Below are 12497 nucleotides of genomic sequence, written 5' to 3'. Positions count from 1 at the left end.
TTTTTCGAGACAACCAAGAAAAATATCCACTTTGTATAAGAATCCTTCGTCTGAGTTTCTGTGGATGATTTTTATAAAAACCTAAAACCAAGTCCTGAATTCCAAAATTTATTTTATGGTGAACAGCCCACAAAAGTTCCGGATGATTGGTTTGTATTAATTACAGATATTGTTGGATCAACAAAAGCCATTGAGGAAGGTCGTTATAAAGATGTAAATACGGCCGGTGGACTTACGGCGATAGCGGTCGCCAATGTTTACGGACATATGGATTTTCCCTTTGTATTTGGTGGCGATGGGGTAACATTTTTACTCCCCGTCAATTTAATTTTTCCCATTCGATCGGCAATTGCTGATACCATTTCTCAAGTGCGCTCCGCCTTTGGATTGGAGATGCGTGCAGGAATCGTTCCCGTACAAGAGTTGTACCGCGCCGGTGCCGATTTATTTTTAAGTAAGTTTCGTGCATCAGCACATTATGTGCAATGTTCCCTTTTTGGTGATGCCTTATCACTTGCTGAAACTTGGATCAAAGAAGGAAAAGATGAGTCTTATTTAGTGCGAGAAAATGAAAAGATTTTCCCTGCTGATTTTACTGGGTTTACCTGTCGATGGAAAGATATCCCCAGCGAAAGGGGAGAGATCGTTTCTCTCATTGTAAAACCCATTCATCCAGATTTTGATATTTGTAAAAAAACAATCACTCGTGTTTTGAATTTCATTCGATCTGAGTATGGAGAAGAAGGGGATTACCATCCTTTACGAGTTGATAATATAGAATTGGATTCGGGTCCTTATTTAAGAAAGGAAACCCTTGCCCGGATTGGAAAATCAAATGGAATTAAATTCTATTTGGAGCTAACAAAAGTATGGTTGGAGAGAACTTTGATGGCAATCGCCATGCGGTTTGGGATTCCCATTCGCTCCGGTCATTATTCTTTAAATCATTTGAAAGACTATCAAGTTCTTTCCGCTGACTTTCGCAAATATGATGGAACCTTAAAAATGGTGATAGATGGATCCAAACAGAATAGGGAGTCTCTTGTTGGTTTTTTAAATCAATTGGAATTGGAAGGTTTGATTCGGTATGGAATTTTTGTTTCCAATCGGTCGCTGATGACCTGCGTATTGAAGGTAAACTCTTCCGAAGAAGTCCATTTTGTGGACGGAGCTGACGGCGGCTTTGCGATGGCCGCCAAAGTTTTAAAAGAAAAGTTAAAGTTACTGTAGGGGAAAGATCCTTCTATTGTTCCACGCAAATTAGTTTTTTAAGCAAATCACAGCGTCTTGAAGCATTGGAAACGGAGCCATTGCCATTGCGTACCCATACCTCGCCGTAGAAGTAGGTAGCGGCATTCGTTGTGCACGTTTCGTAATTAAAGCCATGACAGTTTTGTCGATAAACAAGAGACGCATCATTACAAGCCGTTGAATCAGGATTTAATGCCGCTTGGGTTGCTGGCGTTAGGTCACTTTTCATCCCAGTCCAAAATTCATCCGATGCAGTGGTTGAAAAATCACGAAACATGGAAGTTGGATTGAATAAGGCAGACCCATCTGCAACAAAAAGGTTTGTATATTCATCGCTACAAACATTGTATCCAGAACCTGTACAGCGATAATAATGATAGTTAGGTGAGAGAACCCAGTTGATTCCGTTAGGCACGCGGTGGTTGGCAATCGACGAATCACCAACACTATTACTAATGATTAAAGCTTTGTAGGTTCCTGAAACGCCTGTCGGTTTATTGTTATTGCATGTTAGATCAGCACCAAAAACTCCATCTGTTCCCATTTCTCCTTTATAGGAGTTGGCAGTTGTAAATATTTTTTTACCTGCAGGTTCATTGTCTTCATTCGTAATAGAATGGTCAGATGGGCTAGTTGCATTTTGATAATTTGTATCAGTATTTGCAGCCATCACTAATCGAATATCAAAGGTTTGGTCCCCATCGGAAAATAAATCATCCTTGCCACTGACTGTAAAAGATTGTCTTTTGGCGGAGGTAGCACAATCAGCATCAGAAGCTTTCGCTCCTTCTACTTCGCTATTCACGGGGAAGGTGATTTGAGTAGGATTGATCAAATCACACTCGTTATAGGCAGCTTCTGTAGAGGAATAGGTCTTACAGCTAATGTTTAAAACCACTTCTTGGGATGGATTATTTCCACCCAAACAAACATGTACAGTGGCTACATTGCCTGTTCCTTCTTTTGGTGAACCTGTATGAGTAACATAAAATGCTTTTTCATCGTCGGTAGTAGCTGCGTAAATATCAATGGGATCATATGTCAAACCTCCCGAGGAAGTTGCCGTTGTGATTGTCCAATTTTGTGTGAGGTCAACGACAGCATCATCCACATGGGCCAAACCAATTCTGTTTGTGGCTCCTGTTTCCATAGTATTATAATTACTAGCATCGATCGAAACACTTGCAGGTACTGTTCCTTCTGATGTGTCACTGGACGTTAGACCAACAGAGACAGCACTGCCGGGAGAGGATTGGGTGATGAGCCAAATTTGAGTCGATCCTCCTTCCGCAGCACTAAGTTGATTGCCCATAGTTCCTAAAGGAGAACCTGAATAATTACAAGGTTGGATGAGATGTGTTCCATCATTGTCACAAGATCGAATGGTAACACTGGGTTTATAAACTGTCGTGCTATAGGTTGTGTCGGAGGAACTGACAGTAAATGAGACCGTATAATTTTGGTTACCCGAATTTGCCGAATCTGTTTTTCCGATAGCACGAAAAGTTTGATAAGTATTCCAATCACTTGGTGTAAACACCAATGAAGGAGTTTGGATTGTACATTTATTTCCGCAATCGGATGTAAAATTTAATGTAACATTGTTTGTTGGTTTGGATCGGAGTCGAATTTGAAAGTTGGAATATTTATCTCCGAATTGATTATTTTCATCTGTTGCAAAACCTGTTATTGCTGGAACGCTTGTACTTGCAGAATTGATAGTGGAACCACCGCTAAACTTTAGGACACTAAACCCTGGAACACTTTGGTCAAGATTGTAAACGACTACATTTCTAGGTTTGATTCCGCTATACTCGGAATCGGTGCTCGTTGTTTTTCCAAGTTCGATCGTATACGATTTTAAACCATCTAACTCTAAATCGTCGACAGAATCAACCCTGACCGTTTGGTCTGCACACCAATTTCCAGTTCCTGGACAAGTTCCAGGTGTAAAAGTTAATGTTTTGGGATTCGTAGTTCCTTCTCGATTCCCAACATTCACTGCATCAAAAACATCATTGATGGGAATGGTTACATTGGCTGAGGGAGCGGTTCTAAGTTTTACTTTAAAAGTTCCATAAGTAGTGGTCGCCGACGGGCCAGGTTCTTCCATAACGCGAATATTGGAAACCCTTACACCTGGAGCCTCATCATCTTCTAGTGATACAGAAATATCGCAGGCATCTTTATTGGAATAAGTTCCTGATGTTACTTTTCCATCCCCATCCTTTTGAACCATTTTTCCTAAGTCTACTGTCATTGGATCCACAACAGCGCTTCTATCACTATCGTTAACCACTGTAAATCGCAGACACTGCCTTGCCGTCAATCCGTTCCCTGTAAACGTAAGTTTTGATGGAAAGGCAGCAGGCCCAGGAACTGACTGTGTGGATGTGATTCTTGCGCCATAGTTTGAGGAAATTGATACTGGTATTTCAACAGATCCAGTAAAGGGAGAGTTAGGATAAATGCAGGTTTCGAAACTACTATATCCCCAATCGTTTTCTGTAGGTGCAGGAGTTATTCCAGAATCTTCTGTTGTACTAAATGACGCGGAAACATTGCCATCTTCCACTAGATCAATTTTTTTTGTCGTTATCGTTACGTCTGTCGAACAAACAGCAGTCGCCGTTTCCTTACCAAATAATTTATCAAACTGTTCGCTCAGTCCAAAGAGGAAAGTATCTCCTGCGGAAACTTGACCGCTACAATTTGGGACAGAAACTAAAAGTGAAAAGAGGAGGATCAAAGAGAATCGATTGTTTTGATAATGGTTCATATATAAATTCAGGCCACCGACGTTTTAGCTTAGTCAAATGTTTCGATTTATCGGAAGGGAGCAACGAAAATCCTAATAGAATCTAATTTTAGAAATATCATGATACATGGGTTAGCTGCCCCTTAAAAAATAGGCAGTTTGTAGTGGATTCTCAGGAGCTGTTTTAGTGTGTTCTCCTAATGTATGTGTCAACTTTATGTTATAGGAAAAGGCTTAGCCTTTGAATGGTGTTAATTTTACTTTCTATAATTAAACAATTGATTTCATCAATTGGTTCTAAAGATAAGGACTGTTGCCCTATGCTTAAATATAGATCTGTACACAAAGTTTTATTTTTGATCTGTTTCGTTTTTACCCTTTTGCATTGTAATTCAATGGAAAAACCGGAATGGACAGAGTCTGCGACCTTTCAAAAGTTCTGCGGTTGTGTCACAATCAAAGAAGAAAAAAAAGGCAACAACCACTTAGGTAGTTTGCCTGAAGGTGCTTTAGAAGAATTGGGCACATCTGATTATTTGGAAAAATTATACAAAGGTCTTAGAAGTGACTTTGAACATTCAGGAACTCCCTTTGAAGAAGCCGGAGGGAGTCTTGTTGGAAAAGGTGTCGAACTCAAACGAATTGAAGATGATGAAAAACGCCTTCGAGAACTATTAATCGTAATTGATGGAGACGTTGCCTTCCCATCAGGAAAATCGACTCTTACTCCCAAAGCAAAAGAACTGATCGCAAAAGTGGGAGATGCTATGGATGCTTATCCAGAAACAAATTGTAGGATTGGCGGACATACTGATAGTGTGGGTGCTTTTTCTATGAACCTAAAACTTAGTAAGGAACGATCACAATCCGTAAAACGAGAGTTAAAGTTAGTACATAAAATTGCAGAGGAAAGGTTTAAGGAAGTCGATGGTTATGCTGATTTACATAAAATTGTAGATACAATGCTTGCCGAAAAGAAAAACCGAAGAACAGAAATTTATGTAGGGACGGTTCGCATTGTTTACTAAGATCCGTAATTGTTTTTTATTTAGTGTATTCAATTATCTATTTTTAATTATAATTTTAGGGTTTGTTTTTCCAACTTTTGCGGAAGAAACCAAAAAAGAAATTCCTAATACCGAAATAAAACAGGAAGGTGCGGAGACCGAAAAAAAAACATCGGTACCTCTAGAAGATAGAGAAGATAACCAAACTCGAATGGATATATTCAACCATGTGTATGAACACCGACTTATGTTTCGCACAGGTTGGGGAATCGGAAAACTCTCTCCTGCAATTCTTAATGAAACAGGACCTGCTTGGTTTCAAAATTCTCTTTTTCGACAATTCACGGAACCAGGCTCTCCTCTTTCTATCCCATACAAACCAGTAAAAGATTTGGGTGTAAATTCTCAGTATTGGGACATTCGGTACGGATACAAAAATAAATTTGAAATCCAATTAGCAGAAGATACAACTCTGGGTGTTTATAGTCGTGACCTTCCTGCCTCTAATAACTTTTTTTCACCGAGAACGGATACTTATTGGGCCAGCGTATTTGAAGGAAACCGTTTGCTACGATTTGAAGGAGTAAGCCAACACCTTCGTTTTTCCTACACACATCCCTTCTCCAAAATTTTGATGATTGGTCCTTCTATCAATTTCCATCGTTATACGGAAAGAAATAATATCTCCTATGGTTCCTATTCTACAAGTAGAGCAGAAGCAACAGTTCCAAACAAAGCCACTTGGTCCATAGGCGGGGACGCAAACGCGGAATATTCGATGAAAGGGATTTTGCCTGGAATATTTGCTAAGTTTAAACTGAGAGATTGGTGGGAACTAAGGACCCGGTTAGAGTTATTAGACAGAAAGGGAAACTTTTCTGTGTTAGGTTCTCAAATCATCCAAGAAGCATTTAGTGATGGAAGTTCCAACTTAACAGGAGTGATCCCGGCTTACGGTGGAAAGGTAAGGGACAAAGGAACCATCTTAAACATAGAATCTTCTTTTCAATATTGTCGTTTTACTTTGGACATTGGAATGATTCGCCAAGATATCAAACGTAGTTACGAAACCTATTTGGGTGATACACTGGGTGGAGTTCCAAGAAGTGATTATTCCTCCAGAAGTGTATACATTGGATTTTCGGAAATGTCTGCCTCAGTCAAACATACGGTTACAGAATTTTACATTATGCCTGGAGTCTCCTTTTTTTACGACGCAGACAAAATTTACTGAATTCTTATTTTTTCCTTTGATTTTTCTTTCGTTAGGAACAATCTAATCAGTGATGCCTTATGTAATTTTTATTAGCTTTTTTCTTTTACTCACTTGCGGAAATTCTTCTGACCAAACAAACGCAGATGCCTCTTTGAAAAAGGAAGCAAATGAAACCAAACGGATCATTTTTTTTGGTGATTCTTTGACAGCAGGTTATGGGCTTATGGATTTCGAGGACGCATGGCCCCATGTCCTAACCAAAAGAATACAATCAGAGGGATATTCCTATCAAATGACCAATGCTGGTGTTTCTGGCGATACAACGAGCGGCGGACTCGGTAGATTGGAATGGGTTCTTGCGGAAAAACCATCTATCTTTGTTTTAGAATTAGGTGCCAATGATATGCTTAGAGGAATAAGTCCAAGTGTAACCAAAGAAAACCTTCGTTCTATGATTCGGCAAATTAAATCCCAATACCCAAACACCAAGATACTGTTAGTTGGGATGTATGCTACACCCAATATGGGGAAAAAATATGCGAGTGCCTTTAATTCTATATACCCAGAACTTTCTAAAGAAGAGGATGTGCCATTAGTGCCTTTTATCTTAGAAAAAGTGGCATCCATTCGAAAACTCAATCAAAAAGATGGAATCCACCCTACGGAAGCAGGCCATAAATTAGTGGCAGAAACAGTTTATCCTTATCTGAAACCTTTGATAGTGAAATAGAAGGGTCTATGAAATAGGCGTTAGCTGATAAGTATTTCCTCTAGCGCAAGGAAAGCATGATGGAGAGGAATTTTGCAAACTCTAAATCGAGGCCATTGCCGAAGCGGGTATCTGCTGTTATACGAAGTTTCGTGTTTATTTCCAAGCGTAATTTCCAATATTTAAGCCATCTTTTTTTGCGGCAGTAGCTAAATTATCGTCTGCGCTAAGGAAGAAAGTTTTTTCTTCTAATTCATTAAATAGGATAATTGCAGAAACGAGATGAATAGCATCGAAACCACGTAGTAGGTATTTTGAATGAATTCTTTCTAATTCCGAATTTATAGTATGATCAACGTTAATTTTGACAAGTTGATCCCAATCAGATTTGAATTGCTTTATGATATTTTCTTTTACCTTGTCAGAGAACTTTTCAATTTTTTGTTTTTTATTTATAGTCGCTAGTATTTCCGAGTATCCAACTTGTGAAATGGCTAGATATCTATTTTCCTTCCAAATATTTAAAACAGTATCTGAAGCATATTCATCAAAGTATTTTTTTACCAGAACGCTGGAATCTAAATAATAAAACATTAGCGGTCATTAAGTAAGATTTCTGATGCTGATATTTTTGACTTTATTGTAAGTGGCGCAGCCGATTTACTTTTTTTTTCTTTACTGGGGAGTTGTATTATACCTTTCTCAGCTAAAAGATACATTTTTTCAATTGTAGTTTTTTGTTTACTTGGTTCTTTGATTAGTCTAGCAATAGGCTTGCCATGTTCAGTAACTATTACTTCGTCTCCATGCCTTGCTTTATCGAGATACTCGCTGAGTTTTGCCTTTAAATCTCTCACTCCTACATAGATCATTATTTTTGCTCCGGAATTGTAGTTACAATTTTATGATAATGGTTACTTTATTCAATTGCAAGACGAAAAAAGTGTCAAATAGAGTATTTCTTATTTCACAGTCAAAGTTTGCAAACTTACGCATAACGAAATAGACTTAACTAAGTTCCTTGACCCTGAGTCCCAACGGGACGTTAGGGACTGGCATGTAGCTTACGAAAGCAAGGCGAATACTAGAAAGGGAATTAACTTTATGTTAAGTGTAATTTTGAGCTAAAGTATTGGTTTGAAAAAGCCTTTAATAGATTTTGCAATTTCTTCATCACAGGCCATGAAAGCCAAATACTAAACTAGATACCGAAGAATACACAGTTTCTTAAAAGCGCTTTTGAGGTGTCCAGATTATATCCATTCACAACTTACGGTTGATATACGGCTCGGTAGACTTTTTGTGTCACCTTTTCTGGATGAACTACCCAAGATTCTGCAACGGGAATTTTACGACTGGGACCTAAATCGGTTAGTTTTTTTGTGCGTATAAATGCATCGACTTTTTCTAGGTTGCCATTCCCTTCTGCCCAGATACGAATGGTGCCATTTTCTTGGACCAATTCTTCCACACGGGCTCCTAAATAAATTCTTACATTCATAAATCCATTTTCGTCGGTATCAAATTCGGAATAGGCAACTTGCGCAGATGTGATTCCTGTTTTGGCAAATTGGTTAAAATAGGTTTTTGTTTCCCAAATTCCATTTTGGTTTGTATCAGACCATTCTACTAATTTTTGTGTTTCTGGTCCAAACCACAACCTACGTACCGGTAGTTTTGTTTTGGGATCCCTCCATTCATTAAACAAGGGAAAGGTCTTGGATTGGTCTTCTAAATCGCCGTAGATCCAAGCTAGGTCATGATAGAGGTCTCCCTCTTCTTTGGTGGCAAGGAAAAACCCAAGACCTAAGTCTTTCCATTGGATGATGGCTTGGTTTTTCACTTCTGTAAATTTTAAGGGAGAGCATGTAAAATAAAGACAGAAAGAGATGATACTAAAGATTTTTTTCATATTGGGAAAAATGCAGAGCCAAGTTGTGTAGGTAAAACAAAAAAACCGGCCACTAGTGTGACCGGTCCTTAAAAACTGAATTTCTTAAGAAATCTTAGAACTCAGTGTTAAGAGTTGCACATTTTGTAGTTGCAGATGCAGAAGATCCGTAAGTACAAGTTTTAGAAGTAATGATTGTTGGAGGGCTTGAAATTAGACCAGTAACTCCTTCAAGATCAATATTTTTCATAAGGTTAACGCAGCTTGTTGCGCCAATCGCATTAGCATAAGCAATAGCTGTAGATAGAAAATATTGTTCCAAATTTCCTGGCTTCATAGCGGCAATTTGTGCATCAGTTCTACTATCAGTATTTTTTAAAGTTAGTGCAGTTTCAGTTACAAGGTTACCTACAGTGAATGCTCTTTGTTTCTCAACATCTGCAGCAAAAGTAGCATCAGATTTGTTGTTAGAAGTTGTGATTAAGTTGTCAAGTTGAGTTGTTGCAATAGCTGCAGAAGAATTACAAGATGCACCTTGGCTTGTGTAATAACCTAGAACTTTTGTTTTTACTGATTTAATACTTTCTTCATATTCAGCTTTAGTTGAAGCAACTTTACAACCACCTTTTGGAACAGATGTGATTGTTGCAGAGTAAGATGTTGAGCTGTTTCTAGTAACAGTAGCACAGTTACCGCTTAATTGGTCATTTGCATAAAGCAATAGTGCAAGTACAGTGTTGTCGTCTTTTTCTTCTTCTTTACAGTTACCAAAAACCGCAGCTACGAAAAGTAGAGCGAGGAGGATAGATGTTGTTTTTTTCATTCGTGTTTCCTTATGGAATATTATCGCCGTTTGCCAGCGGGTACTAGTTAGTCGCAGATATGAAAATTGTGTCAAGAGAATTCGGTTTAAATACGCAATTTTTTGTGAACCTTGCAAATTTTGACATTTTTGCATCCATACAAGGATTATGCGGTGGCATAGAATCAATCTAAAACAGGTTGGAGCCTCAGACTTTCGTAGGTAGAAAATAACCTTACAAAACTCAATTTCAAGCAATGGGCCATTGAAAATTTGGTAATAACAAGTGTTGCTGGGTCGGAAATGGAAGAAAATATGAGGAATCCAAAGGTAGATTTTGAAAATTTCCCATAATATTTGTTTTTCGGAGATCCTCTTCGAGGGATTTCCATAAATGAATCCTTCAATTGAGTTCGCTGTTCGCTAATTGTTACAAGCTGGTCCGTTTTTCCGAAAAGAGGATTCTAGGTTTTTGGTTTCGGACGTAAGGTTTCGCATATAAAGAATTACTGATGATACAAACAACCTTCCCTAAAAGGAACACTGTTATCTTTTTTATGGAGAGAAGGAATGTAGCAACTAATGGTACATATGGGAAGGTTATTTTGGATTACTGGAGATGACACCCGTTAGATGGTAGACTCGTTGGGAACAAAACTCGGTTCCCTATATCGGGGATCTGGTCCTAAATCTTTCCCTCGATTTTCCTCTTTCCTTTTTGCCTTTTTTCCTTGCCGATTTGCCCCAATTCCAAATGATGGTTTCACAAACCTTCTGCGGGAATAGCTCAGCGGTAGAGCATCTCCTTGCCAAGGAGAGGGTCGCGGGTTCAAGTCCCGTTTCCCGCTAATGAAGGTACGCTTCTTTTTCTTTCCACTACACTCTCTTTATTTACACTGGATATAATACGATGGAATTTACGGCAAAAAAAAATAACAACGCAACTTGTGACCTCAGCATTCAATTTACCGCTGAAGAAGTCCGCACTGCCTACTCTAAGGCTTACAAAAATGCATCTGAAAAAGTAAAAATCCCCGGGTTTCGACCTGGAAAAGCACCTCTGAATATGGTCGAAAAAGTTCTTGGGGATTCCGTAATGGATGATGCAGCCAACATTATGCTCAACCAAGCAATGGCAGATTTGTTTGATAAATTGGAACACAAACCAATTCGTCTGCCCCAATTCCAAATGGAAACCTTCGATAAAAATACAGGTGCCAAAGCCAAAGCCACTTACGACACCAAACCGGAAGTCACCTTACCTAAGTTGAAAAAGATCAAAATCCAACCAAAAGAAATTAAAATTTCTGATGCGGACATCCAAAAAGAATTAGAAGGAATTCAAAAAAACATGGCTCGTAACTCTTTGAAAGAAGAGGGAGAACCGGTAGAATCCGCAGATCTTTTGGAAATCAATTATAAGTTCAAAGAAACTGACAAAGAATACCCAGAACAAGGGCAAGTGGGCAAATTCCAAATGGGTGCTCCTCAGAACCCACCAGGTTTTGAAACGAACCTTCTTGGAATGAAATTAAACGAAACCAAAGAGTTTTCTTTTACTTACCCTGACTCTTACCCACAGTCTCCTGAGTCTGCGGGAAAAACCATTGTTTATACTGTGACTGTCACAGCGATTTATAAAGTGACTTATCCTGAAATCAATGATGACTTTGCATCCGAAGTGGATGGTTCTGCCAACTTACAAGAGTTAAAAGAAAAAACCAAAAAACAACTAGTTGAAATTTTCGGAAACGCGCTCACAAAACGTGCCACTGACGATGCTTACAATGAAATCATCAAAGAATCCAAATTCATCATTCCTGAGTCTTTGATTTACGAAGAAACAGAAACCGTATTCCAAAACTTTATGCGTGAATTTGGCCTTCCTGTATCTTCGCTTGCCGACTACGCAAAACGATTGAATAAGGAAGAAAAAGAAGTTCGCGAATCTTTCTCAAAAGCGGCTGAAAAACGCATCCAAACCTATATTTTGAAGCAGAAAATCGCGGAAGACCACAAAATCCAGATTTCTGACGAAGAAGTAGAAGCGGGTTACGAAAAAGAAGCATCTGCCCAAGGAATTCCTGCCGAAACTCTCAAAAAAGAAGTCCAAAAACAGAAGGCGGAAACCTACTACCGTGACAAATTCCTGTTTGATAAAATCGACGAGTTTGTATACGCTGAGGTAGAAAAGAAGTCGCCTAAGACTATTTCAACAGAAGATGCTGAGAAAATTCTTAGCGGGAAAGAAGAGTAAACTATGTCTACACTCATGCCTTATGTCATCGAACAAACAAGCCGTGGCGAACGCCAATACGATATTTTTTCGCGGCTTTTGAAGGACCGGATCATTTTTCTTGGATCTGCTATCGACGAAACCTATGCTAATGTCATTTCGGCACAGCTTTTGTTTTTAGAGGCTGAGAACCCTGACCGTGACATCTATCTCTACATCAATAGCCCTGGTGGGTATGTGAGTTCTGGCCTTGCCATTTACGATACCATGCAACTCATCAAACCTGAGGTAAGGACCCTTTGTATTGGACAGGCTTCTTCTATGGCAGCACTCCTTCTTGCGGGTGGGGCCAAAGGTAAACGTTCCGCACTTCCTAATTCTAGAATTATGTTACACCAACCTTATGGTGGAGCGGGCGGACAAGCATCCGATATCGAAATCTCTGCGAAAGAAATCATCAAGATCAAAGACAAACTCATCGATCTTTATGGAAGGCATACAGGAAAATCCTCCGACCAAATCCGTAAAGACACAGAAAGAAATTTTTTTATGAGTGCCGATGAAGCCAAAGAATACGGCGTCATTGACAACGTCATCCAAGAACGCAAACAGATGCCACAAGCTTAA

General features: G+C 39.0%; 11 protein-coding genes and 1 tRNA gene. 7 read left to right on the top strand and 5 right to left on the bottom strand.

Annotated features, from left to right (window positions below; genetic code table 11):
* The first annotated feature begins 60 nt into the window (after positions 1 to 60).
* Positions 61 to 1230, top strand: a complete 1170-nt coding sequence (locus tag EHQ31_RS00475) for a DUF3095 domain-containing protein (protein ID WP_135570809.1) — start codon at positions 61 to 63, stop codon at positions 1228 to 1230.
* A gap of 13 nt (positions 1231 to 1243) precedes the next feature.
* Here EHQ31_RS00475 and EHQ31_RS00470 read toward each other — a convergent pair whose 3' ends face one another.
* Positions 1244 to 4030, bottom strand: coding sequence for a DUF1554 domain-containing protein (locus EHQ31_RS00470; RefSeq protein ID WP_135570807.1), 2787 nt, complete (start codon positions 4028 to 4030; stop codon positions 1244 to 1246).
* Between the two features lie 299 nt (positions 4031 to 4329).
* On the opposite strand from EHQ31_RS00470, the gene EHQ31_RS00465 reads away from it, so the two are divergent.
* The 3 genes from EHQ31_RS00465 (at position 4330) to EHQ31_RS00455 (ending at position 6962) form a co-directional block, all read left to right on the top strand.
* Complete coding sequence (locus EHQ31_RS00465; RefSeq protein ID WP_135570805.1) at positions 4330 to 5037, top strand: OmpA family protein; 708 nt, start codon at positions 4330 to 4332, stop codon at positions 5035 to 5037.
* Positions 5038 to 5137: 100 nt separating this feature from the next.
* Entirely contained in the window at positions 5138 to 6250 is a 1113-nt protein-coding gene (locus tag EHQ31_RS00460) for a hypothetical protein (protein WP_409996915.1), read from the top strand.
* 52 nt (positions 6251 to 6302) lie between these two features.
* The gene (locus EHQ31_RS00455) at positions 6303 to 6962 is read left to right on the top strand and encodes an arylesterase (protein WP_135570803.1); all 660 of its coding nucleotides are present in this window, start codon (positions 6303 to 6305) and stop codon (positions 6960 to 6962) included.
* Positions 6963 to 7097: 135 nt separating this feature from the next.
* On the opposite strand, the gene EHQ31_RS00450 is transcribed toward EHQ31_RS00455, so the two are convergent.
* From EHQ31_RS00450 to EHQ31_RS00435, 4 genes are all read right to left on the bottom strand, one after another.
* Positions 7098 to 7535: a type II toxin-antitoxin system VapC family toxin gene (locus EHQ31_RS00450; RefSeq protein ID WP_135570801.1), complete on the bottom strand. Its 438-nt coding sequence runs from the start codon at positions 7533 to 7535 to the stop codon at positions 7098 to 7100.
* Positions 7535 to 7813, bottom strand: a complete 279-nt coding sequence (locus EHQ31_RS00445; protein WP_135570799.1) for a type II toxin-antitoxin system Phd/YefM family antitoxin — start codon at positions 7811 to 7813, stop codon at positions 7535 to 7537. The genes EHQ31_RS00450 and EHQ31_RS00445 overlap by 1 nt, the downstream gene beginning before the upstream one ends.
* A 398-nt stretch (positions 7814 to 8211) precedes the next feature.
* Entirely contained in the window at positions 8212 to 8853 is a 642-nt protein-coding gene (gene lsa25.6 / locus EHQ31_RS00440; RefSeq protein ID WP_135570797.1) for an Lsa25.6 family adhesin, read from the bottom strand.
* Between the two features lie 94 nt (positions 8854 to 8947).
* The gene (locus tag EHQ31_RS00435) at positions 8948 to 9655 is read right to left on the bottom strand and encodes a hypothetical protein (RefSeq protein ID WP_135570795.1); all 708 of its coding nucleotides are present in this window, start codon (positions 9653 to 9655) and stop codon (positions 8948 to 8950) included.
* 755 nt (positions 9656 to 10410) lie between these two features.
* On the opposite strand from EHQ31_RS00435, the gene EHQ31_RS00430 reads away from it, so the two are divergent.
* The 3 genes from EHQ31_RS00430 to clpP all read left to right on the top strand — a co-directional run bounded on the left by EHQ31_RS00430 (position 10411) and on the right by clpP (position 12497).
* Positions 10411 to 10482, top strand: a tRNA-Gly gene (locus tag EHQ31_RS00430).
* A 62-nt stretch (positions 10483 to 10544) separates the two neighbouring features.
* Positions 10545 to 11891, top strand: coding sequence for a trigger factor (gene tig, locus EHQ31_RS00425; protein WP_135570793.1), 1347 nt, complete (start codon positions 10545 to 10547; stop codon positions 11889 to 11891).
* 3 nt (positions 11892 to 11894) lie between these two features.
* Positions 11895 to 12497: an ATP-dependent Clp endopeptidase proteolytic subunit ClpP gene (gene clpP / locus EHQ31_RS00420; protein WP_135570791.1), complete on the top strand. Its 603-nt coding sequence runs from the start codon at positions 11895 to 11897 to the stop codon at positions 12495 to 12497.

The sequence above is a fragment of the Leptospira montravelensis genome (genome assembly GCF_004770045.1).
Classification (GTDB): domain Bacteria; phylum Spirochaetota; class Leptospiria; order Leptospirales; family Leptospiraceae; genus Leptospira_A; species Leptospira_A montravelensis.
This window is presented reverse-complemented; position numbering and strand designations above follow the sequence as displayed.